Genomic DNA, 23347 nt, shown 5'->3' on the forward strand with positions numbered 1-23347 from the left:
AGGGGCTCAGCATGCTGAGCCCTGATGCATAGCGGCCCGGCGTTAGCCGATCTGGCCATTCCCCAGGTGTTTTACCCGGCGTTTCACTTCTTCCTGCTTGCCGGCGTTGAACGGCCTGGCATCCGGGCTGCCGAGGTAACCACACACCCGACGGGTGACGGAGACCTTGGACGGTTCGTGATTGCCGCATTTCGGGCAGGTAAAGCCCTTGCTGGTACAGGCAAACTCACCGGTAAAGCCGCACTCGTAGCACTCATCGATTGGCGTATTGGTACCGTAATAAGGTACGCGGCTGTAGCTGTAATCCCACACGTCTTCCAGCGCTTTCAGGTTGTGCTGCAGGTTCGGGTATTCGCCGTAACAGATGAAACCGCCGTTGGCCAATGGGGGATAAGGCGCTTCAAAATCCAGCTTATCGTAAGGATTAACCTTTTTCTCCACGTCGAGGTGGAAGCTGTTGGTGTAATAGCCTTTGTCGGTGACGCCCGGCACCACGCCGAAATCGGCGGTATCCAACCGGCAGAAGCGGTCGCACAGGTTCTCGCTCGGCGTGCTGTACAGGCTGAAGCCATAACCGGTTTCTTCTTTCCAACTGTCGGTGGCGGCCCGCAGGCGGGCAACAATGGCAACCGCCTTGGCGCGCAGCGCTTCGTCGTCGTAGACGTGCCGTTGGTCACCGAACAGCGCGTTAATGGTTTCATGCAGGCCGATATAGCCCAGTGAGATCGACGCCCGGCCATTCTTGAAAATGTCGGCGATATTGTCGTCCGCCTTCAGGCGTACACCGCAGGCGCCTTCCATATACAGGATTGGCGCGACCCTGGCCTTGATGCCTTCCAGTCGGGCGATGCGCGTCATCAGCGCCTTTTTCGCCAACAGTAAACGTTGATCCAGCAACTGCCAGAAGCGGCTTTCATCGCCGACCGCTTCCAGCGCAATGCGCGGCAGGTTCAGGCTGATCACGCCGATATTGTTGCGGCCGTCGTGCACCAGTTCGCCATCTTCTTCATAGGTACCGAGGAAGCTGCGGCAGCCCATCGGGGTTTTGAACGAGCCGGTGACTTTCACCACCTGATCGTAATTGAGGATGTCCGGGTACATGCGCTTGCTGGCGCACTCCAGTGCCAGCTGCTTGATGTCGTAGTTCGGATCGCCGTATTGGTGATTAAGGCCGTCGCGGATGGCGAACACCAGTTTGGGGAACACCGCCGTCTTGCGGTTCTTGCCCAGCCCGGCGATGCGATTTTGCAGGATTGAACGCTGGATCATCCGTGATTCCCAGCAGGTGCCCAGGCCAAAACCGAAGGTCACGAACGGCGTCTGACCGTTGGCGGTGTGCAGGGTGTTGACCTCATATTCCAGCGACTGGAAGGCGTCGTAACACTCTTTCTCGGTGCGTGCCATGGCGTAGCCTTGCGCGTCCGGGATCTGCCACTGTTCGGCGACCTGACGATGCTTGTTGAAGCTTTCGCTGACAAACGGGGCCAGGATCTCGTCGATGCGGTTAATGGTGGTGCCGCCATAAATATGGCTGGCAACCTGCGCGATGATCTGGGCGGTGACCGCAGTGGCGGTAGAGATCGACTTCGGGGGTTCGATCTCGGCGTTGCCCATCTTGAAGCCGTTGGTCAGCATGCCTTTCAGGTCGATCAACATGCAGTTGAACATCGGGAAGAAGGGCGAGTAATCGAGATCGTGGTAGTGGATCTCGCCGCGCTCGTGGGCCAGCACCACGTCACGCGGCAGGATGTGTTGCTTGGCATAGTGCTTGGCGACGATCCCGGCCAGCAGATCGCGCTGGGTGGGGATCACTTTGCTGTCCTTATTGGCATTTTCGTTCAGCAGCGCCATGTTGCTTTGCTCCACCAGGCCGCGGATCTCCTGGTTCAGCCGACCGCGCAGTTCACGCGCTACGTCGCGATCGTGACGATATTCAATATAGGCACGGGCCAGCTGCTTGTATTCACCGGCCATCAGCTGATTTTCTACCGCCTGCTGAATTTCATGGATATCAACGCGCTGCTGCTGTGACATCCGTTGAGCGACTACGCGGGCGACGGTAGCGCAGTAGTCGGCATTGACAATACCGACGGCCAGCGCGGCGCGCTCGATAGCTTGCCCAATACGTGCCTCGTCAAAAGGTACCTGACAACCGTCCCGTTTAATCACTACTGGTTTCACGTTGTTACTCCTTGTTCCCCGAGGGAGCGCTGATGCCCTGCAGGCTAAAAGCCGTTGGGTATCGGTATGATTTTGGCTTATCCACAGGGCAATGCCGCAGCGCACAAGGGCTGAGGCGACGTGTGGATGATTTTGTGGATAACTACTACATATAGGTGCTGGTGTTTCTTAATGCACTATATATAGATATTGGCGAGATTCTTTTGACGTAGAACAAGGAAATGGAAAGAGCGGGTGTTAGCTGTACAAGCCCGACTTTTTGGCCTGATAACTCAGGCCGGGCGATGACGGAAATGCTCGAGCAGGAACTCAACCCAGACGCGCACCCGCGGCGGCAGGTCGGCGGAGGCATAGTACAACCAGAGTTGGGTCGGCTGTGGCCAGCAATCCGCCAGCACCGGCTGCAGGGTGCCTTGAGCAAAATGATGTTCCGCGTACCAGCGCGCCAGGCAGACGATGCCCAGTCCGGTCAGCGCCGCATCCAGCAGCATTTCAGGGCGACTGGCGACCAGACGCCCCTGCAGCTCCAGCGTTTTGACTTCGCCGTGCTGTTGCAACGGCCATTTTACGCTGCGACCAGTGGCCGGATTGCGGTGCAACAGGCAGTTGTGTTGCAACAGATCTTGCGGATCCTGCGGCGTGCCGTGCTGCGCCAGATAGTCGGGCGAGGCCGCCAGCACCATCTGCATCGGGTACAAGGATCGTGCCACCAACCGGCTGTCGGGATCGACCCGGCTGCCGATCCCCACATCAAAACCTTCCCCGACCAGATTGACCACCCGCGCATCCAGCGAAAGATCCAGGTCGATCTGCGGATAGCGCTCAAGGAACTGGGGGATCAACGGCATCAGTATCTGTCGACCAAAACCGGGGATCATGCTGACGCGGACCGTACCGGAAGGGGTTTGCTGTGCGCTGCCGGCGGTTTCCAGCGTGGCGGACAGTGCCTGCCACAACGGCGCTACCTGCTGCAATAGCACCTTGCCTTCATCGGTCAGCACCACGTTGTGGGTGTTGCGTTGGAACAACCGCAGCGCCAGCTTTTCTTCCAGCACGCGGATATTCTTGCTGATGGCCGCCGGTGTGACGCCCAGCTGGCGTGCGGCGGCGGAAAAGTTCTGCGCCTGGGCGGCGGCAAGGAATGCTGGCAGCAGGCGGTGGACATCAAAGGGCAGCGACATGGTGGTTGATACTTTCAGTTGAAATTAAAGTGACAACCAACAGCCTACACCCGGCGCGCAGGAAATGGAAAAATGCGATATCAAATCTTAAACAAGGATCTCTTATGTCGCGCATTTTAGTGTTAACCGCCCACCGTTTTCCCGATGAATCACGGATTAACAAAACCTTGATCGAAGCGCTGCGTCCTTTGCCGAACGTGACTGTTCATGAACTGATGCGAGCCTATCCGGACTATCAAATCGACGTGGCGCGTGAGCAGGAGTTGCTGCAGGGTCATGATGCGGTGGTGATGCTGTTCCCATTCTACTGGTACAGCTCCCCGGCGATCCTCAGTGAATGGCAGGACGCGGTATTAACCCACGGTTTCGCCTACGGTAGCGAAGGCACTAAACTGCAGGGTAAACCGCTGCAACTGGTGGTCACTACCGGCGGTAATCAGCAGGCTTATACGCCAGAAGGCTATAACCGCTATCCGGTGGCAGATTTGCTGCGTCCGTTCCATGCGATGGCCAACCTGACCGGCATGGATTACCTGCCGCCGTATCTGGTTCAGGGGGTGTTTGATATTAGTGAGGAGCGTCTGGCGCAAGAGGCTGCCGGCGTGGTGGCACTGTTGAAAAAACTGTAGGGCGCGGCAACAAGCCACGCCCCGACAGCATCAGTCTTCCAGCAACCACCACACCGCTTCGAACGGTCGCAGGGTAGTGGCCTGCGGCTGGGCAGGGGCGTCGGCGTAGTTGCTCATCAGCGGACGCCACAAAGCTGACGGCTCCACACCTTCGGCCTGCCAGGCCAGCGGCTCGCGGCTGAGGTTGGCCACCACCAGCAGGCGTTGGCCGTTCCAGCTACGTTGGTAGCACCACAGCGCCGGGTGAGCAGGGGCTAGGTCACGGTAGTCACCGTGAGTCAGCAGCGGATACTGCTTGCGCAGGGTGATTAACTGGCGATAGGCGTAAAACACCGAATCCAGATCGGCCAGCGCCGCTTCGGCGTTGATCTGCGGGTAGTTTTCCGCACAACTAATCCACGGTGTGCCCTGAGTGAAACCGGCGTTCGGCGCGCTACTCCACTGCATTGGCGTGCGGCCGTTATCGCGTGATTTGCTGGCCAGAATAGCCAGCAGCTCGGCGTCACTTTTTCCCTGCGCGCTGAGTTCGGCGTACATGTTCAGACTTTCCACATCGCGATACTGCTCTATGGCGTTAAAGCCCGGATTGGTCATGCCGATCTCTTCGCCCTGATAGATATAAGGCGTGCCCTGCATGCCATGCAGCACCATCGCCAGCATCTTGGCGGCCGGCACCCGCAGTTCACCCTCATCGCCGAAGCGTGAAACGATGCGCGGCTGATCGTGATTACACCAAAACAGCGCGTTCCACGCCTGATTGTGCATGCCTTGCTGCCAGTGGCTGAAAATCTGTTTGAGTTCGACGTAATCCGGCGCTGCCAGCGTCCATTTTTCGCCGCCGGCATAGTCCACCTTCAGGTGGTGGAAGTTGAAGGTCATCGACAGCTCTTCACCGCTCTGCGCCGCGTACTGCCGGCAATGTTCCAGGGTGGTGGAGGACATTTCCCCTACGGTCATCAGGCCGCGCGGCTGGAACACGTCGCGGCTCATTTCCTGCAAAAACTCATGAATACGTGGCCCATCGGTGTAGAAACGGCGACCGTCGCCCTGGCTATCTGACGGGAAATCCTGTTGCTTGGAGACCAGGTTGATCACGTCGAGGCGCAGACCGTCGACCCCTTTGTCGGCCCAGAACTGACAAACCTTCTTCAACTCTTCGCGTACCGGTGGGTGCTCCCAGTTGAGATCCGCCTGCTCGGTGGCGAACAGGTGCAGATAATATTGGCCGCTGTCGGCGTGCCACTGCCAGGCGTTGCCGCCAAACTTGGAGCGCCAGTTGTTCGGCAGGGCATCGCCTTTGCCGTCGCGCCAGACATAAAACTGGCGGTACGGGCTGTCAGGATCCTGCGAGGCTTTGAACCACGGGTGCTCGGTCGAAGTGTGGTTGAACACCATATCCATCACGATACGGATGCTGCGCTGGTGGGCGGCGGCAATCAGGCGGTCGAAATCCTCCATGGTGCCGTAGGCGGGGTCGATGGCGCAGTAGTCTGCCACGTCATACCCGTTGTCCACCTGCGGCGAGACGTACACCGGCGTCAGCCAGATGGCGTCGATGCCCAGTTCCTGCAGGTAGTCCAGCCGCTGCGTCACACCGGCCAGATCGCCGTAGCCGTTACCGGTGCTGTCCTGAAAACTCTTCGGATAGATTTGATAGATGACGCCGTTCTGCCACCAGGGGATTGGATTACTCATATAAATACCTTAACAGGCCCGGCGTACCGGGCCCCTACATTTCAATCAGACCGGCAGCTCACCGCGGCTGGCCTTGCGTTTGTAAACCATGATGGTCAGTACCAGCGGGATCACCACCGCCACCAGGATCGCCACCGTATAAATCATCCAGAACTGCGGTTTGATCGACAGAATGCCCGGCAAACCACCGACGCCGATACCGTTGGCCATCACGCCGTCCAGGCCGCAGATCAGCCCGGCGAAGGCGGAGCCGATCATCGCGCACAGCATCGGGAAACGGTACTTCAGGTTGATCCCGTACATCGCCGGTTCGGTCACGCCGAGGTAGGCGGAGATGGCCGCCGGCACCGAGATTTCACGCTCGTTGGCCTTGCGGCTGACAATGATAATGCCCAGCACCGCCGAGGCCTGCGCAATGTTGGACAGCGCAATCAGTGGCCAGACCGGGGTGCCGCCCATGCTCTGGATCATCTGCATATCGATGGCCAGCGTGGTCTGGTGTACGCCGGTAATCACCAGCGGCGCATACAGGAAGCCAAACAGCGCGGCACCAATAGGGGCGAAGCTGCCGGTCATCACGGCCTTCACCGCCCAGGCTACGCCATCGCCAATCATGCGGCCGAACGGCCCGATAAACGCATGCGCCAGGAACACCGCCAGCAGCAGGGAAACCACCGGCACCACCACCAGATACAGGTAATCCGGCACGATCTTTTTCAAGCGGGTCTCAATCCAGCCCAGCGCCATACCGGCCAGCATGGAGGGGATCACCTGCGCCTGATAGCCGACTTTCTGAATGGTGAACCAGCCAAAGTTCCACACTTCCGGGATCTGTTGCCCGAGCTGATAGGAGTTCATCAGTTGCGGGGACACCAGCGTGATGCCCAGCACGATACCCAGCACCGGCGTGCCGCCCATTTTTTTCACCGTCGACCAGCAAATGGCGACCGGCAGGAACATGAAGATGGCTTCACCGAGCAGCCACAGGAAGTCGTAAATGGTTTTCCACGCCGGATGCATCTGCGCCAGCGTTTGGCCGCCGGACATCGGGATGTCGCCGATCACGTTGCGGAAACCGAGGATCAAACCGCCGCTGATTAAAGCAGGCAGCAGGGGGAAGAAGATTTCGGCGAAGTGCGAGATGGCGCGTTCGCTCCAGGTCATGTTCTGGCGTGCTGCGACCTTGGCCTGCTCTTTGTCGGCTTCATTGACGCCGGTGGTGGCGATCAGGGCCTGGTAGTAATCCCCGACCTCGGGGCCGATCACTACCTGGAATTGCCCGGCGTTGGTGAAGCAGCCTTTGACCATCGGCAACTCTTCGATTTCTTTCGGTTTGGCCAGGGCTGGGTCATTGAGAACAAAACGCAGCCTGGTAATGCAGTGGCTGACGGTAGCGATATTCTCGCGCCCGCCCACCAACACAATCAGGCGATCGATATCCTGCTGTTTTACTTTGCTCATTATTAGATACCTTTCTTGGTATGGGACTGCCGCAGAGGTGTTGTTGGAGTAATGATCAAAGCTTAGTCACTCCGCTTTTTTTATGAAATGGGAACGTTCCCGGTTTGGGGCGAGGATCACAAAACGATAAAAAAATGACCATTTATCCAGCAGGGAATTTTTGCGAGCTGACCGAAACATCCGGAAATATTATCTTGAACAAGCGCATAGGCGGCTATACTGTCACCCTTAACAATCAATAAGTTGATTTAAATTAGCGCGACTCGTTAGTCCAATACGTTATGTGATCGCCACTACCACGCACTTTTTTCAAGGAAGAATGATGACTTTGACATTGCCCCGGATCCTTATTGTCTTCACCGCGCTGTTCCTGAGCGCCTGTACCAGCCAAAAAAGCAGCCCGGAACGTCACGCCCGGCATGCGATTTATCAAATGGCGCGCGAGGATTTTTCTCCAGAAATACGAACCCAAATTCCGGACTCGATAAAAGCCTCTATTCCGTTCTTTGACCAGTTCTATCAAATGGGGAAGGCCGATCGGGCCAAGGGATTGACGCGCCAGCAGGCACAGCAGCGGGAAGCCTATTTCCGCAGCCCTGAATTCCTTAGCGACGTGGGGAAGAAAGGGAAATTTATCAATCAGGAATATTCAGTGGATAACCCGCAAAAACAACGGCAGATCCTGCTGGATTCCGCCGTGGCTACCTACTGGGATGGCTATGACGGCCGGCCTTGAGGGGTATAGATAAATACGTTATTAATAAAAAATGCCCAATAAACGATAGTTTGTTGGGCATTTGTTTAAATAATCCTGTTTAGAAATGGTGGAAGATTAAAGCAGATTAAATTTATCCAGGGTCGCTTTTACTTCTTTTCTCAACCCAGATTCATCCAGTTCATAATCAGCACGATCTGAATCTGGATTATAAATCTCAGCCACCATAAATAGTTCTTCACCACAATTTAAGATATTCTTGTCTTGATCTTTAATGCCGTATAGCTTACGTCTTTCAACACATATTTCCTCAGAGAACTGAAGCGCATTAACTTTTGATTCTAAAAAACTTCTAGCTAATTCAATTATCGCCATTTTGTTCATAAATCACCTGTCTCTAAATAGATTCTACCATTATCTGCATCGGGGTTTATTTTCCATCCGGAGAGAAAATCACCGTTGGCTTTGATTATTACAACCCTCATGCTTTTGGGATTGAAGTAAACTTTAGATCCCTTTTCCCTTCGATAAGTTCCCTTCTCGATGGTCTCTTTATCTGCCAAATGTGCATTGATCTCATCGCGGAATTTTGCCAACGTTTCACGATTTTTCTTTGCGTCACTGATACCAAAATCAATGGCATGTTTGTATTTCTTGTCCAATTGTTTACGAGTAAAACGTCCTGAGTCAAGTGGATCACTTAGCATCACATAAATCGCTTCCACGCCGCTGCCTGTGGCGTCCGGCTGCCAGTAAATGAAATCCTGCAACTGCGGGACGTCGCTCGCCGGAAAGCTGGTGGTGACGATACTATCTGCCTGCTTTATGTCAGTGCCGGTATGCACCGGCGTCACTGGCACCGGGGCGTCGTTGCCGGTATGAGACGGGGCTGTAGGCCTTACAGGTGCCGGATTGATCAGGATGGTTCTCGATGGTGCCCCGGCCATCGCCGGTAACACTATTCTGTCCAGGCCCGTTTCTTTATCACGTACCGGGCGATGCACCGGCACGCTGGCGGAAACGCCGCCGGCCCCTGTTTTAACCAGTATCACCTCTTGCTGACCGTTGTTCCCCATGGCAATAAAACCGCGTACCGGTAAATTGACCACGTTCATTTCTGGTTGGACAGGGGAGTACCCGGCGGCAAATAGGCTTGCCTGGGCAGCAAACATCTCTATGTTGCGTCCAGGTACTATGTCACTACCCTCGCCAGCTTTCCGCGGCCAGAAGCCGATGACAAAAGCGCCCACAGTCGGACCTATAGCGCTGACTGTTGCTATTCGGGAAACTTCAGCTACGCCACGCCACACTGAGCTCGATACCCAGCCTGCCAACTCGCTGGCTGTCGTCATGGCGCTGTTAGCCACCGTAGATAACTGCACCATGCCACTTGCACGGTTAAGCACGATTGTCCCTGCTGCTGCCAACGCTGCATTGGCTGCTTTCAGCTTTTCGGGGGGGTAAGCCGGTGCATCCAAAATACCCGCTTTGGCAAACAGCGCTTTCCTTGCCTCTTCAACTTTTCGGGCTTCCTCGGCCCTGCGGGATTCTTCGGCCCTGCGGGCTTCCTCGGCCTTGCGGGCTTCTTCGGCAGCAAACTCTAATTCTCTAAGGCGATGGACTTCATTTTCTTTTTCTCGCTGTTCGTTCTCAAGAACACTCACACGTTGCCTTGCTGTCTCAGCATCTATTTTATGCTGCTGTTCTTCTCGACGTTTTTCTTTCGCTTTTTTACTATTTTCTTTTCTGTAATTATTCCTCCAAGACGTAGCATCATATGCCATGAACATTTCTTCATTATAATATTTGGTATATTCTTCATGCGCCCTGCTTTTGTTCGCATTATGGCGCAGAACATTCAACCGCTCTTGCTTTACCTTTAATTTACTGAGCACCAGATTAAGACTGGCTTTCTCTAATTCTGTATGCTGTGGTTGTGTTAATTGACTACTGACATTAGCAATATCCTTATCGGTTTCTTGCATTTTCCTTTCAAGATCACTGGTAATACCAGAGGCTAAATCGATCGCTTTATTTGCGTCGTCACGATAGATCTTCTTAGCCTCGTCCCCGAAAGGTATGACATCGTCATTTTCAGGATGAATAGAGATTGGCTTATTGATATCTGCAATCTTTTCAAAAACCTTGGTCAAGGGCTCTGGTTTTTTAGGTGGCCCCCCTACCCAAGCTTCAACAAGCATATTACCTTCGTTGTCAGAGAAGCCTCGCTGCCAACCCTCGCCACGCCACCCATATCCCATAGAGGTCATCACATCACGTTCAAACTGCGTTGTATCTTCGTATCGAGCCACATCAAGCTCCTCTTCAAAAACAAGCAAATCACCGAGTGTATAAACGACGATGTTGGCTAAACCTGTTTACCGCTAGTCGCTTCTTCCAACGCAACCAAGCGTAATTCCAGCGCAAGCCGGGCCTCACGCTCTTCCTTTAACGCTTCGACCAGAAGGGCGACCACGCCATTGATATTAATTCCGCGGGCGTCTTTCAAAACGCTGCCGTCATTTAATTTCAGTTCGGTGGTGGTGACGGATTGAGGTAATACATTCTCTACTTCCTGGGCAATGACCCCGGCTTCCGGCACGCCCTGTTTCAGGTAGGTATAACCGCCAATTTTCCCCAGCTTCTCCAGTGCGCCTTCAATTTTTTCGATGTCGGTTTTCATGCGAACATCGGAGCTGCTGTTCCAGGCACCGTTGGTATACGCATGGCCGTCGTTGCGGAATTCATACCAGCCGTCAGCGCCTCCATTGGCAACGTGCAGCGCCAGCATGTGGTGTTTGCCGATTCGTTCATAGTGGTATAGGTCGGCGGACAGGTTTCCCGCTCCCTGTACATGCAGGCCGTTGGTAATGCGGTCGGCATTATTGTTAACGTTTTTATTGCCAGCAGCCCAAATCCAACCATCGGCATTGCGTTTGATTAATTGCCCGACCGAAAGCTCGCTGTTGGCTCTGACCTGTAATTCGTTCCAGTTCCCCTGCCAGTCACGGTAAGAGAGCAAGCCATGATCCTCCTTGCCGGCGACAACGCGCGATCCCATCAACATGGTGGTGGTCACATTGCCGCTGGTGAAACCGGCACTGACGTCTGCAGCATAGTAGACTTGCCCTGCGATCAGCGGTGTTGGGCCGGTGGTCGCAGTGGAAACACCGGCATTGTGCGACACCATAGCGCCGCCGGAGATATCGACGCCGTTACGAAGTGCAACCCGGCCACTTGAGAGGTTAAAAGAGAAGGGGCGCAGGGTGTTCCACAGTCCGTCCTGTGCCTGGCCGCTTGGCGTGGTCAGGGCGTAAAAATCCTTACCGTCGTTACGCAGCATCACGCCGGTATTGCCGTTTGCCAGACGGAAACCGTTTGCTGCCTTGGTCACAATTTCCTCGTCACTGATGATGCGTTTACGCAGGGTGGTCAGGGATTTCAGCTCAGTCACATCGTCATTAACGCCGTTAGTCACCTGAGCATTTTTCTTTTCTTCAGCCATGATTATCTTCCTTTTCGACATTCTGTTTCCTGATGGTTAACAGCGTCCGGTCCCCTCCGTTGCTCCTGAATGGCAGGTCTGGGGAGGTACACATTCCGTGTGCTGAAAAACCGCTAAAACACACAGATAGCACTGTGTGTATAAACAGTAATTTACTTGGCTGGGTGAAGAAGGTCGATTAGCGGTTGTTGCGTGGTGGCTGGCACAAAAATAGCGATGAATTGACGCTCACTGGGTGTGAGCATCAACAGGGGATTTCAGGCTGAAGGATATGGGGAGCTAAACAACTCCCCTCGTTATCAGGCGAGTTGGCTTGGCACGATGATCTGGCGGATACCCTGTTCGCCGCTGAGCTGGCCCAGCAGCTGTTGGGCGGCCTGCAGCCCGGCCGTGCCGTAGCCCAGATCAACCGAAAAGGTTTCGGGGAACAGGAAGTTTAGCAGCGGGGTATTACCGATACCGCACACTTGCAGCGGGGCAATATGCTGCTGTTGCAGGTATTTGATCGCACCCAGGGCGATAGTGTCGGAGGCGCACACCAGCGCGGTGGTCTGCGCATCGATGACCGAGGCGGCCAGTTGGAAACCACTCTGATAGCTCAGTTCGCCCAGCGCCACGCTCGGGGTAATCTGCTGTTGCCGGCAGGCGTCGAGATAGGCCTGGTGGCGGCGCATACCGGTGGTGGCATCCGACAGTTGCACCCCCAGGTAGCCGATATGCCGGTGCCCCTGTTGCTGCAGGCGTTCCATCAGCAGCCGCACGGCACCGTCGTCGTCGTAGCAAACCGAAGAAAACCCCTCGTATTCGCGCGCCAGCACCACCATTTTATCCTGCCACGGGCTGAGCATCGCTGCCGTAAGATCGGTGAAACCGAACAGGATCACTCCGTCGACATTACGCTGCTGCAGAACGTGCAAATGCTCTTCCACCAGCCGGGTCTCGAACTGGCTTTCCATCACGATCGGGTCGAAGCCGTGCTGATACAGCAACGGCAACATGGTGCGTACCGCCTGGTTTTCAGACGGAGAGTCGAGACGGGAAACGATAATGCCGACCACTTTGTCGCTCTGGCCACGCATGGCGCGTGCCGATTTGGACGGGGTGAACCCCTGCTGACGGATCACCGCTTCCACCCGTTCGCGGGTCTGCGGGCTCACGCTGCCTTCGTTGTTCAGCACGCGTGATACGGTGGATTTACCTACGCCGCTCAGGCGTGCGATGTCCTTGATGGTCAGCCGGTTTTGCATGGTTTAATTTTCATTGAGGTTAAAAGGCGTAAACTGGCGGCCTACGCTGAATGCCCGTCAGCATAGCCTATTTTCCGCAACGGATCTTGGCGCTGTATCCGTCATCTTTCAAGTTGCAGCGTTGTTACCTGCACTTGCTCACCCCAGTTACTTACTCGAGTAAGCGCCTGGGGATGAGCAAGCTGGTCGTCTAGCTGTAACTTGAAAGCTATAGGCTAATGCAGGGATTTACGTACCGCGCTGAACGGCCGCTCTTGTCGTTTGTTCTTTTCATTTACCGGAGGTTATCACCTATATGGATCCCGATCCGACCCCGTTAGACACCCACTCGGTGATCCGGTAAAACCTGCCCGCTTTGCGCTGCTGTTTTACCGGTGAAGTAATAAACGGTAACCGGTAGCGCACGCCCGTCGTTCGCTCCTGCTGCTATAAAAATGTAAGGATCTGCCCCGGCAGAGGTTTTTTGGCGTGTCCGAAAGCTTGGCCGGGGAGGCTCCCGTGTTCACCCACTGCCGGGAGGTATTGGGCGACGAGGTGCGAAAAAATGAAACTGAAAAATATCCCCCGTCAGCTGCTGGGCCTGCTCAGCCGCAATTTACCGCGCCGTTTGGTGCACCGTGACAGCCTGTTGGACGGCCTTGGCGGCAAAGCGCAGGGCTTGCCTGCCGGTTTGGCACAGCAGCGGCTGGAATGCGCAGCCGCGAACACCACCGAGCTTTATCTGCGTTTCCAAAGCCATCCGGAAGGCATAACCGCCCATGAGGCGGAGCGGGTACGCGAACGCTGCGGTGAGAACGTAATTGACGATCAGCAGCAAGAGGCCTGGTGGCAGCACCTGTGGCACTGCTATCGCAATCCGTTCAACCTGTTGCTGACCGCTCTCGGCATGATCTCTTATGCCACCGAGGATCTGACCGGCGCACTGGTGATCGCCCTGATGGTGGTGATCTCCACGCTGCTGAATTTCATTCAGGAAGCGCGATCCAACAAGGCGGCGGATGCGCTGAAAGCCATGGTCAGCAACACCGCCACGGTTATCCGCAGTGACGCACTGACCGGTAAAAGTGAACATCTGGAGCTGCCGATCTCGCAACTGGTGCCGGGCGACATCATCAAGCTGGCGGCGGGCGACATGATCCCGGCGGATCTGCGCGTGCTGTCGGCAAAAGATCTGTTTATCAGCCAGGCGGCGCTGACCGGTGAGTCCCTGCCGGTGGAGAAAATCGCCGAGCTGCGCGAACAGGTGGAAGATCCGCTGGAATGCCAAAACCTGTGCTTTATGGGCACCAACGTGGTGAGCGGCACCGCGCTGGCGATGGTGATTGGCACCGGCGGCGACACCTATTTCGGCCAACTGGCGCAGCGCGTGATCGGTCAGGATCAGCAACCCAATGCCTTCCAGAGCGGGATCAGTAAAGTCAGTTGGTTGTTGATCCGTTTTATGATGGTGATGACGCCAATTGTGCTGCTGATCAACGGCTACACCAAGGGTGACTGGTGGGAAGCGGCACTGTTCGCGCTGTCGGTGGCGGTGGGGCTGACCCCGGAAATGCTGCCGATGATTGTCACTTCTACCCTGGCCAGAGGGGCGGTGAAACTGTCCAAACAGAAAGTGATCGTCAAACGCCTGGACGCCATTCAGAACTTTGGCGCCATGGACATTCTGTGCACCGACAAAACCGGCACCCTGACCCAGGATAAAATCGTGCTGGAGCGCCACACCGACGTGTTTGGCGTGGCCAGCGATCGGGTGCTGCATTACGCCTGGCTGAACAGCTTCTACCAGACCGGGCTGAAAAACCTGCTCGACGTGGCGGTGCTGAGCTGCGCGCAACAGAGCCAACAGCCGGATGCGTTACAGCATTACCACAAAGTGGATGAGATCCCGTTTGATTTTGAACGCCGCCGGATGTCGGTGGTGGTGGCCAAAGACGCGCAGTATCACGAGCTGATCTGCAAGGGCGCTCTGGAAGAGATGCTGGCGATTTGCAGCCATGTGCGACAGGAAGATCAAGTGATCCCGCTGACCGAGGCGCTGTTGGCACGCATTCGTCGCGTTACCGACGATCTCAACCAGCAGGGGCTGCGGGTGGTGGCGGTGGCCAACAAGATCCTGCCGGCGCAGGCTTATGAATACGGCGTGGCCGACGAATCGGATCTGATCCTCGAAGGTTATGTGGCCTTCCTCGATCCACCGAAAGAGAGCACCGCACCGGCGCTGGCAGCGCTGAAAAACAGCGGCGTCACGGTGAAGATCCTCACCGGCGACAACGAGCTGGTGGCGGCCAAGGTATGTAAAGACGTTGGGCTGGCGGCGGATCATGTGCTGCGTGGCAGTGAGATCGAACAGATGGACGACCAGCAACTGGCGCAGGCGGCGGCGCGTACCACGGTGTTCGCCAAGCTGACGCCGTTGCATAAGGAACGTATCGTCAAGCTGCTGCGCCAGCAGGGCCATGTGGTCGGCTTTATGGGCGACGGAATTAACGATGCCCCGGCGCTGCGTGCGGCGGATATCGGGATTTCAGTAGATTCGGCGGTGGATATTGCCAAGGAAGCTGCGGATATTATCCTGCTGGAAAAAAGCCTGATGGTGCTGGAGCAGGGGGTGATGGAGGGGCGTCGCACCTTCGCCAATATGCTCAAATACATCAAGATGACCGCCAGTTCCAACTTCGGTAACGTTTTCAGCGTGCTGATCGCCAGCGCCTTTTTGCCGTTCCTGCCGATGTTGCCGCTGCATCTGCTGATCCAGAATCTGATGTATGACATTTCGCAAATCGCCATTCCGTTCGACAACGTCGATGACGATCAGATAACCCAGCCACAGCGCTGGAACTCCGGCGATATTGGGCGTTTTATGGTGTTCTTTGGGCCGATCAGTTCAATCTTTGACGTGCTGACCTTTAGCCTGATGTGGTGGGTGTTTAAAGCCAATACGCCGGAAATGCAGACGCTGTTCCAGTCCGGCTGGTTCGTTGAAGGGCTGCTGTCGCAAACGCTGATTGTGCATATGATCCGCACGCGCAAAATTCCGTTTATCCAGAGCCGTCCTTCATGGCCGCTGTGCATCATGACCCTGCTAGTGATCGCCACCGGTATCGGCCTGACCTTCTCGCCGCTGGCCAGTTTCCTGCAGCTGCAGGCGCTACCGCTTGGCTACTTCCCATGGCTGGTGCTGATTCTGGGCGGTTATATGGTGCTGACCCAGTGTGTGAAAGGCTGGTTTGTGCGCCGTTACGGCTGGCAGTAACGCCCGCGCCCCTCTTGCGTCCACAAGAGGGGCATTTGTGATCCAACCCGGCTTTTCACCCTCACCGTTGGACATCTGCACTGTGCTCAGTCTTTATTTACAGCTTGATTATCGTTTGCTGTTTTTATTGATATTTTTTCCTCTGAGGAATTTCTGATGCACAGATCCCTGCGTTATACGCTACTGGCTTCATCGTTATTGTGTTCTCTGGGTGCATTGGCACAGCCGGCCGGTGATTTGCCGCTGATGCCTTGGCCGCAGCAGGTGGAACTGACCCAACCGGCGGGCAGGCTGGTGCTGGATCACCGCTTGTCGATTAATCTGCAGGGCGACGATTTGGCTGATGCGCTGTCGCGCTGGCGGCAACGTATTGAGCTGCAAACCGGTTGGACGCTGGCACCCCAGGCGGTAAAAGCTGCAGGCGTGGTGATTAACGTGAACATCAAGGACAAGGTGGCGGCGCAGCCGCTGCCGGGCAGCGACGAGAGCTATAAACTGGTGGTGAGGCAGGATGGCGTTACGCTGACCGCCAATACCCGTTTCGGCGCACTGCGTGGCATGGAAACCCTGCTGCAACTGGTGCAGACCGACGGCCAGAACACCTCCCTGCCGCTGGTGAGCATCAGCGACGTGCCGCGTTTCCCTTGGCGCGGCGTGCTGCTGGATTCGGCGCGTCATTTCCTGCCGCTGGCAGATATTCTGCGCCAGCTCGACGGCATGGCGGCAGCCAAGCTCAACGTGTTCCACTGGCATCTGACCGACGATCAGGGCTGGCGCTTTGCTTCTGAGCATTATCCCAAGCTGCAACAGCAGGCCAGCGACGGCCAGTTTTATACTCGCGAACAGATGCAACAGGTGGTGGCCTATGCCACCGCTCGCGGCATCCGGGTGGTGCCGGAAATCGATCTGCCGGGCCATGCTTCCAGCATTGCCGTGGCTTACCCGGAGTTGATGAGCGCGCCGGGGCCGTATCAGATGGAGCGCAACTGGGGTGTCCATAAGCCAACGCTTGATCCTACACGTGATGAAGTTTATCAATTTGTTGACGCCATTATTGGCGAACTGGCGGCGATCTTCCCCGATCCTTACCTGCATATCGGGGGTGACGAGGTGGATGCCAGCCAATGGAAGCAATCGAAAACCATTCAGGCCTTTATGCAACAGCATCAGTTGGCGGACACCCATGCACTGCAGGCCTACTTCAACCAGAAACTGGAAAAGATCCTCGAACGGCACCAGCGACAGATGGTCGGCTGGGATGAGATTTATCACCCGTCATTGCCACGCAGCATTGTGATCCAATCCTGGCAGGGACAGGACTCACTGGGGGCCAGCGCGCAGGACGGCTACCAGGGCATTCTGTCCACCGGCTTCTACCTCGACCAACCGCAGAGCAGCGCCTATCACTATCGCAACGAGATCCTGCCGCAGCCACTGGGTGTCGCCACCGAGGTGCAAGCCGATGAAAAGGCGCAGAGCTGGCAGTTCAGCATGCCGCGGCTGAAGGGCAGCGCGGTGGAAGGCAGCTTTACCCTGATTGAAGGGAAGCAGGGGTGGCGTGGCTTTATCGACTTCAACGGCAAATCCCGTCGTGCGTTGCAGGATATCGTCTGGCGTTCGCCGCAGCAGGTGAGCTTCCGCGTCGATACCTGGATGGGCGAGACGCGCCCGGTGTTCACGCTGCAACAGGATAAGCTCAGTGGGTATACGCTGGTTGGCAACGTGCGTTATCCGACCAGTGGCAGCAAGCTGATGGCGATCCCGGCGGGCAAGATGCCGGTGGTACCGGACGCGAAGCAGCAGGCCAATATTCTTGGCGGTGAGGCGGCGCTGTGGGCGGAAAACATCAGGGCGCCGATCCTCGATCTCAAGCTGTGGCCGCGCGGGTTCGCGGTAGCGGAGCGCTTGTGGTCGGCGCAGGACGTAACCGATGAAACCAACATGTACCGGCGGCTGGCGGCAGTTGACGCCTGGTCGGTGGTCTCGGTGGGCTTGCAGCAGCATGCAGAGACCGCCCGCGAATTCACCCGGCTGGCGAACAGCGTGCAGATTGCGCCGCTGCAAACCCTGGCCGAGGCGGTGGAGCCGGGCCAGTACTACACCCGTCAGCATCTGAAATTCAAAGCCGGTAATTACCATCAGTTCGAACCGCTGAATCGCTTTGCCGACGCTCTGCCGGCGGAAAGCAACGCAGTGCGCGAGATGGGCCGGCAGGTCGCGGCCCTGGTGAAAGATCGCAATGACAGTGCGGCGGCACAGGCGCTGCGCGAACGTTTGCAACGCTGGCAGTTGAATACTGCGCCGGTGAAAACGGTGATAGCCGGTAATCGGGTGATGCAGGATCTGGCGCCGGTAGCACAGGATGTCGGGGCGCTGTCGGCACTGGGGCTGATGCTGCTGGAACGTTATCAGCAGAACAAACCCTTGAGCAAAGCCGAAGCCGGGCAGATACAGCAACAGCTGGACGCGGCGGCGCAAATTCGCGACGAAGTGGTGATTGCGGCGGTTTATCCGCTGGAAGCCCTGCTGCGTGCCAGCGCGATCGAGTGAGGTGCAGGGGCTCAGCATGCGTAGGGGCTCTGCATGCTGAGCCCTCACAAAAACCTACAGCTGCAGCGGCGGCAACTGTTTGAAAATGCTGACCAGCCCTTCGCCCCAGCCTTTGCGGATGGCGTTGAAATGCGGATGATCTTCGGTGATGCGGTATTGTTGTGCGCTGCTGAAACTGTCGCGCGGGTAAATCATCACGTCGAGCGGCAGGCCGACCGACAGGTTACTGCGTAGCGTAGAATCGAGGGAGATTAGCGCGCACTGCATCGCCTGTTCCAACGGGGTATCGTAGTTCAGCACCCGATCGATAATCGGCTTGCCGTATTTGCTTTCGCCAATCTGGAAATAGGGTGTATCGCGGGTGGCTTCGATAAAATTACCCTGCGGATAGATATGGAACAGCCGCATCTCTTCGCCCTGGATCTGGCCGCCGAGCAGCAGGCTGCAACTGAAATCGGTGGTGCTGCCGCTCTGCTGGGCTTCGCTGTCGCGTTGGATCACTTCTCGTACCGTTTCGCCCACCAGCGTGGCGGCTTCGTACAGGCTGGGGGCATTGAGCAGATTGGGGCGTTCGGCGTCTTTGCAGCGGCGCTGCAGCAGACTGATGATGCTCTGGGTGGTCGCCAGGTTACCGGCGCTTTGCAGCACCAGCAAGCGCTCGCCGTCCTGCTGGAACACGTACAGTTTGCGGAAGGTAGAAATATGGTCCACTCCGGCATTGGTGCGTGAATCAGAAGCAAAGACCAGCCCGGATGACAAGCGCATGGCCACACAATAGGTCATTCCACATTCCCTCAAAACAAGACTGGCACGCCGCCAAATGCCAGCGTGCCGTAAACCTTCACTTTCGGCAAGTGGCTATTGCCCGCTGGGCATCATCTGCACTTCGGCGATGGTCTGCATATTCTCGCAGCCGCCGCCCAGCCGCATGCCGCGCACCGGGCAGGCGTCCAGATAGTCAATGCCCACCGCCAGCTTAAGGTGCTGATTCGGCAGACGGGTGTTGTTGGTCACGTCAAAACTGTGCCAGCGTTCGTCGACCCAGGCTTCCGCCCAGGCATGGGTGGCGACGTGGGTAGAGTCCTCGCTGTAAAGGTAGCCGCTGACATAACGCGCTGGAATATTCAGACTACGGCAGCAGGCCAGAAATACGTGGGTGTGATCCTGACAGACGCCGGTACCGGTGGCGAACGCCTGGGCCGCGCTGTCGGTAACGCTGGTGGATCCCGGGCTGTATGGCATTTTCAGCAGCAGTTCGCCCATCAGGTTTTCCAGCCCGTCCAACACCGCCTGCGGCTGGTAATAGCGCAGGGCAAAGGCCTGGATCGCGCTGTCGGGCTGTGTCAGGGGGCTGTGGCGCAGGAATACCAGCGGTGACAGATGCCCCATCAACTGATCCTCTACGCCGTCTTCAATCTCCACCACGCCGTGGGCCTGAATGGTGATTGCCTGATGTGGGTGATCCAGCGTCAGCACGTGCAGTACGTTACCGAAGGCATCGGTGGTGCATACCGCATCTTCCGGCAGCGTCAGTTGCCAGGAGATCACGCGCTGGTGCTGGGAATTCTGTGGTGTCAGGCGCAGATACTGGGTGCTGCGCTGCACCTGCTGGGCGTAGGTGTAATGGGTATTGTGCTCAATGTTGAGTTTCATTGTGCCTCCAGGTAGGTGTGATGGATGCTCTCCGCAATGCCGCCAATCTGCCCAAGAAAGGCGTCCAGCCAGTCGTTCAGCCCGATGTTGTTCAGATCTTTCATACTGCTGAAGCGCAGTTCGGCGTGCAGCGTGTGCGCCAGCCGACGCGGTTGATTGGCACTGTTGCCACCAATCTGCTCCAGCTGTTGCACCATATCGCCGACGCAGGCCAGCAGGGAGCGCGGGATTTCATTACGCAGGATCATCAGTTCGGCAATGGTGTCGCGGCTGAGCTGCTGCTTGTAGATGCTGTGATAGGCCTCGCGCGCGCTGACTGCCCGCAGCAGCGTGTCCATGCGGTAATACTCGCGCACCGGATCGCCGTCGCTGTCCATCAGCGCGTTTTTCACCCCCAGCAGGCGGGCGGTGCTGTCGGCCCGTTCCAGCAGGGTGCCGAGGCGGATAAAGCACATGGCGTCGCTGCGCAGCAGGGTGCCGAACATCGCGCCACGAAACAGGTGTGAGCGTTCTTTTACCCAGTCGAAGAAGGCATCGGCACCCACCGAGCCAATGCCCTGACGGCGGATCAGCTTCATCTCGATCCAGGTGGAGTTAATGCACTCCCAAACCTCGGAAGACAGGCTGCCGCGTACCGCGTGAGCGTTGTTCCATCCCATCTGCAAACAGCTGTAAATGCTGCTGTGGTTGCGGCTGTCGAGGGCAAAAAAACTGACCAGATTGGCCATGGTCAGGTCAGGGTAGGCCGCGGCATACAATTGCCCGGTGCTGGTCAGATTGAGCGGCACCTGCAGATCCTGATCTTCGCTGTCGCGGATCGGCATCATCGACAGCTTGTTGGTGACGTCGAGTACCCGGGCGATGCTTTCTGCCCGCTCCAGATAGCGGGCCATCCAATAGAGTTCACTGGCAGTTCGGCTCAGCATGCGTCGTCCTCCAACACCCAGGTATCCTTGGTTCCCCCGCCTTGCGACGAGTTGACCACCAGCGAGCCTTGCGCCAGCGCTACGCGCGTCAGGCCACCGGGCACCAGGCGAATTTCCGCACCGCTGAGGGCAAACGGCCGCAGATCGATATGCCGTGGTGCCAGGCCGTCGTTGACGAAGGTCGGGCAGGTCGACAGCGCCAGCGTGTTTTGCGCAATGTAGTTATGGGGCTTGGCCAGCAGCAGGGTACGGAAATGGGCGATTTCATCTTTGGTCGCCGCCGGGCCGATCAGCATGCCGTAGCCACCGGCACCGTGAACCTCTTTCACTACCATCTGTTCCAGGTTCGCCAGCACGTACGACAGCTCATTTTTGTGACGGCATTGCCAGGTCGGCACATTGTTGAGGATCGGCTCTTCCTGCAGATAGAAGCGCACCATCTCCGGCACGTACGGATAGATAGACTTGTCGTCGGCCACGCCGGTGCCGATGGCGTTGGCCAGCACCACGTTACCGGTGCGGTATACCGACAGCAGCCCCGGTACGCCGAGCATCGAGTCCGGGCGAAAGGCCAGCGGATCGAGAAAGGCATCGTCCACCCGCCGATAGATCACGTCCACCTTGCAGGGCCCGGCGGTGGTGCGCATAAACACCGCGCCGTCCTTGACGAACAGGTCAGCGCTTTCCACCAGCTCAACCCCCATCTGCTGTGCCAGGAAGCTGTGCTCGAAATAGGCGCTGTTAAAGCGGCCCGGCGTCAGCACCACCACGGTCGGATCGTTAATCGGCGAGCTTTCACGCAGGGTTTGCAGCAGGTGCGACGGGTAGCGCTCCACCGGCGCAATACGCTGTTGGGCGAACAGCTCCGGGTAAAGGCGCATCATCATCTTGCGGTTTTCCAGCATGTAGGACACGCCGGACGGGGTGCGCAGATTGTCTTCCAGCACGTAATACTGGCCATCGCCGCCGCGCACCATATCCACGCCGACAATGTGCGCGTAAATATTGCGGTGCAAATCCACCCCTTGCATGCAGGGTTGATATTGATCGTTGGCCAGCACCTGTTCCGCCGGAATGATCCCGGCTTTCAGAATATGTTGTTGATGGTAAATATCGTGCAGAAAGGCGTTCAGCGCCTGGACGCGCTGGCGGATGCCGCGATCGAGCATCGCCCATTCGCCGGCGGGAATGATGCGCGGCACGCTGTCGAATGGGATCAGCCGTTCGGCACCGTCATCCTCACCGTAAACGTTAAAGGTAATTCCCACCCGATGAAACAGCAGTGCAGCCTCTTCCCTTTTACGCTGAATGGCCTTGTGATCGGCCTGTTGCAACCAATGCCAGTAAGCTTCGTAATGACCCCGGTGTTTACCCTCAGCCAGAAGCATCTCATCAAAAAACGGTGAAGCGGACAGATCGATATTTAGCATCGTCACCTCGTCGACATTGCAGGCTGTAGACGGATCCAGCATAAAATGTGCCAAGGTGATAAAGGGGCGAAAATGGCGCGAAAACGGCAGGTCGCGGCAGGAAACGGCCCACTTTGGGTGCAACCCAACCGGACACTGCCTTAAAACGGGGCAAAACTGCGGGGCGTATCTCAGTCTTTAAACATTGCAGCGGCTTCCTCGAAGACTGAATGTAAAGTGCGTTATAAAATCGAGAGCTTACTTCTAACGCATTAATTTATAAAAGTATTCAAGGGAATGATAATGCCGCATGATTTTAATGTTCAGGAACTGGGACGAAGGGTATTAGCAATAACCAATGAAATCTTTGCTGTCGGCGAACATAACATTCGGGTGCAAATGTTGACCGCAGAGGATTTGGAATGGTGCATTGTACAGACGCGCCGGCAACCTGAAAGTCAGCGCATCCCCTGGGCGTTGAGCGGTGCGGTGCTGGATTACCCCGATGCTTTCAACTTTAGTTTTAAAATCCTGGGTGCGGACCAAAGGCCAGCCGGTGCCTGTATATGTCAGTTTTGCCCTGCAACAGGCAATATGTCGGCGGTGCTGAATGTTGAAATGCTGCAAAATTTCCACATCCAAAAGTCGTGTCTTGATGGTAATACCTTTCGTTTTGCTCTCTATGCTGCCGTGCTGTTCATGGTCGAGACTCAATGTTCCGGCCTGCGGCTAATATCACCGATCAATGAAAGGGTCGCGGATTATTACATCAATGAGCATCACTTCGTTGATATCACTTCTGGTGATAAAGGTATTCTCTATCGTGATGCGCAGGCATTGTTCCAATGGTTTATCGAAGACTCAACACCTACAGAGTCATCAGCTTTGGTTGATGCTGCACAATATTTGAGCGACAATAACGACCTGCTGTCAGGATTATAG

The 23347-nt window shown here is 56.5% G+C and carries 17 protein-coding genes; 5 read left to right on the forward strand and 12 right to left on the reverse strand.

Translation table 11 applies throughout. The annotated features are described in order from the left end of the window. Nucleotides 1–42: 42 nt before the first annotated feature. Nucleotides 43–2181: an anaerobic ribonucleoside-triphosphate reductase gene (nrdD, locus tag FCL49_RS14280; RefSeq protein ID WP_135314893.1), complete on the reverse strand. Its 2139-nt coding sequence runs from the start codon at nt 2179–2181 to the stop codon at nt 43–45. Nucleotides 2182–2453: 272 nt separating this feature from the next. Continuing rightward, entirely contained in the window at nt 2454–3362 is a 909-nt protein-coding gene (locus FCL49_RS14285; RefSeq protein ID WP_174354084.1) for a LysR family transcriptional regulator, read from the reverse strand. Nucleotides 3363–3466: 104 nt separating this feature from the next. Between FCL49_RS14285 and FCL49_RS14290 the strand changes: the two genes are divergently transcribed. Continuing rightward, the gene (locus FCL49_RS14290) at nt 3467–3991 is read left to right on the forward strand and encodes an NAD(P)H-dependent oxidoreductase (RefSeq protein ID WP_174354085.1); all 525 of its coding nucleotides are present in this window, start codon (nt 3467–3469) and stop codon (nt 3989–3991) included. Between the two features lie 30 nt (nt 3992–4021). Here the strand turns inward: FCL49_RS14290 and treC are convergent, their stop codons facing one another. After that, complete coding sequence (gene treC / locus FCL49_RS14295; RefSeq protein ID WP_174354086.1) at nt 4022–5686, reverse strand: alpha,alpha-phosphotrehalase; 1665 nt, start codon at nt 5684–5686, stop codon at nt 4022–4024. A gap of 45 nt (nt 5687–5731) precedes the next feature. Continuing rightward, nucleotides 5732–7147 (reverse strand): PTS trehalose transporter subunit IIBC, encoded by a 1416-nt coding sequence (gene treB / locus FCL49_RS14300; RefSeq protein ID WP_012004987.1) that lies wholly within the window; start codon nt 7145–7147, stop codon nt 5732–5734. 319 nt (nt 7148–7466) lie between these two features. Here treB and FCL49_RS14305 point away from each other — a divergent pair, with 319 nt between their 5' ends. Next, entirely contained in the window at nt 7467–7883 is a 417-nt protein-coding gene (locus tag FCL49_RS14305; RefSeq protein WP_254611089.1) for an Exc2 family lipoprotein, read from the forward strand. A 96-nt stretch (nt 7884–7979) separates the two neighbouring features. Here FCL49_RS14305 and FCL49_RS14310 read toward each other — a convergent pair whose 3' ends face one another. The 4 genes from FCL49_RS14310 to treR all read right to left on the reverse strand — a co-directional run bounded on the left by FCL49_RS14310 (nt 7980) and on the right by treR (nt 12614). Beyond that, nucleotides 7980–8246: a colicin immunity domain-containing protein gene (locus FCL49_RS14310; protein WP_174354087.1), complete on the reverse strand. Its 267-nt coding sequence runs from the start codon at nt 8244–8246 to the stop codon at nt 7980–7982. Continuing rightward, nucleotides 8243–10174 (reverse strand): S-type pyocin domain-containing protein, encoded by a 1932-nt coding sequence (locus tag FCL49_RS24685; protein ID WP_368040114.1) that lies wholly within the window; start codon nt 10172–10174, stop codon nt 8243–8245. Before FCL49_RS24685 ends, FCL49_RS14310 begins: the two co-directional genes overlap by 4 nt. Nucleotides 10175–10230: 56 nt before the next feature. Beyond that, nucleotides 10231–11367, reverse strand: coding sequence for a tail fiber domain-containing protein (locus tag FCL49_RS14320; RefSeq protein ID WP_174354088.1), 1137 nt, complete (start codon nt 11365–11367; stop codon nt 10231–10233). 299 nt (nt 11368–11666) lie between these two features. Next, a complete protein-coding gene (treR, locus tag FCL49_RS14325) occupies nt 11667–12614 on the reverse strand; it encodes a trehalose operon repressor TreR (RefSeq protein WP_135314899.1) in 948 nt (315 codons plus the stop codon). Nucleotides 12615–13158: 544 nt separating this feature from the next. Here treR and mgtA point away from each other — a divergent pair. Beyond that, entirely contained in the window at nt 13159–15867 is a 2709-nt protein-coding gene (mgtA, locus tag FCL49_RS14330) for a magnesium-translocating P-type ATPase (RefSeq protein ID WP_174354089.1), read from the forward strand. A 156-nt stretch (nt 15868–16023) separates the two neighbouring features. Beyond that, complete coding sequence (locus FCL49_RS14335) at nt 16024–18417, forward strand: beta-N-acetylhexosaminidase (protein ID WP_174354090.1); 2394 nt, start codon at nt 16024–16026, stop codon at nt 18415–18417. 54 nt (nt 18418–18471) lie between these two features. Here the strand turns inward: FCL49_RS14335 and FCL49_RS14340 are convergent, their stop codons facing one another. The 4 genes from FCL49_RS14340 to FCL49_RS14355 all read right to left on the reverse strand — a co-directional run bounded on the left by FCL49_RS14340 (nt 18472) and on the right by FCL49_RS14355 (nt 22426). Then, on the reverse strand, nt 18472–19200 hold the full coding sequence (locus FCL49_RS14340; RefSeq protein ID WP_174354091.1) for a proteasome-type protease: 729 nt from the start codon (nt 19198–19200) through the stop codon (nt 18472–18474). A 75-nt stretch (nt 19201–19275) separates the two neighbouring features. Beyond that, a complete protein-coding gene (locus tag FCL49_RS14345; RefSeq protein WP_174354092.1) occupies nt 19276–20070 on the reverse strand; it encodes a transglutaminase family protein in 795 nt (264 codons plus the stop codon). Further along, a complete protein-coding gene (locus tag FCL49_RS14350; protein WP_174354093.1) occupies nt 20067–20996 on the reverse strand; it encodes an alpha-E domain-containing protein in 930 nt (309 codons plus the stop codon). The genes FCL49_RS14345 and FCL49_RS14350 overlap by 4 nt, the downstream gene beginning before the upstream one ends. Continuing rightward, the gene (locus tag FCL49_RS14355) at nt 20990–22426 is read right to left on the reverse strand and encodes a circularly permuted type 2 ATP-grasp protein (protein WP_153858230.1); all 1437 of its coding nucleotides are present in this window, start codon (nt 22424–22426) and stop codon (nt 20990–20992) included. The genes FCL49_RS14350 and FCL49_RS14355 overlap by 7 nt, the downstream gene beginning before the upstream one ends. Nucleotides 22427–22708: 282 nt before the next feature. On the opposite strand from FCL49_RS14355, the gene FCL49_RS14360 reads away from it, so the two are divergent. Continuing rightward, nucleotides 22709–23347, forward strand: coding sequence for a hypothetical protein (locus tag FCL49_RS14360; protein WP_174354094.1), 639 nt, complete (start codon nt 22709–22711; stop codon nt 23345–23347).

Origin of the sequence: Serratia proteamaculans (assembly GCF_013337185.1) — a bacterium.
Taxonomy (GTDB): Bacteria; Pseudomonadota; Gammaproteobacteria; order Enterobacterales; family Enterobacteriaceae; genus Serratia; species Serratia proteamaculans_D.

Coding starts and splice junctions, on each gene's coding strand:
- FCL49_RS14310 (WP_174354087.1), bottom strand. CDS start 8,246: ATGAACAAAATGGCGATAATTGAATTAGCTAGAAGTTTTTTAGAATCA.
- FCL49_RS14360 (WP_174354094.1), top strand. CDS start 22,709: ATGCCGCATGATTTTAATGTTCAGGAACTGGGACGAAGGGTATTAGCA.
- FCL49_RS14290 (WP_174354085.1), top strand. CDS start 3,467: ATGTCGCGCATTTTAGTGTTAACCGCCCACCGTTTTCCCGATGAATCA.
- FCL49_RS14355 (WP_153858230.1), bottom strand. CDS start 22,426: ATGCTAAATATCGATCTGTCCGCTTCACCGTTTTTTGATGAGATGCTT.
- treC (WP_174354086.1), bottom strand. CDS start 5,686: ATGAGTAATCCAATCCCCTGGTGGCAGAACGGCGTCATCTATCAAATC.
- FCL49_RS14340 (WP_174354091.1), bottom strand. CDS start 19,200: ATGACCTATTGTGTGGCCATGCGCTTGTCATCCGGGCTGGTCTTTGCT.
- FCL49_RS14320 (WP_174354088.1), bottom strand. CDS start 11,367: ATGGCTGAAGAAAAGAAAAATGCTCAGGTGACTAACGGCGTTAATGAC.
- FCL49_RS14335 (WP_174354090.1), top strand. CDS start 16,024: ATGCACAGATCCCTGCGTTATACGCTACTGGCTTCATCGTTATTGTGT.
- FCL49_RS14305 (WP_254611089.1), top strand. CDS start 7,467: ATGATGACTTTGACATTGCCCCGGATCCTTATTGTCTTCACCGCGCTG.
- FCL49_RS14350 (WP_174354093.1), bottom strand. CDS start 20,996: ATGCTGAGCCGAACTGCCAGTGAACTCTATTGGATGGCCCGCTATCTG.
- FCL49_RS14285 (WP_174354084.1), bottom strand. CDS start 3,362: ATGTCGCTGCCCTTTGATGTCCACCGCCTGCTGCCAGCATTCCTTGCC.
- treB (WP_012004987.1), bottom strand. CDS start 7,147: ATGAGCAAAGTAAAACAGCAGGATATCGATCGCCTGATTGTGTTGGTG.
- mgtA (WP_174354089.1), top strand. CDS start 13,159: ATGAAACTGAAAAATATCCCCCGTCAGCTGCTGGGCCTGCTCAGCCGC.
- treR (WP_135314899.1), bottom strand. CDS start 12,614: ATGCAAAACCGGCTGACCATCAAGGACATCGCACGCCTGAGCGGCGTA.
- FCL49_RS14345 (WP_174354092.1), bottom strand. CDS start 20,070: ATGAAACTCAACATTGAGCACAATACCCATTACACCTACGCCCAGCAG.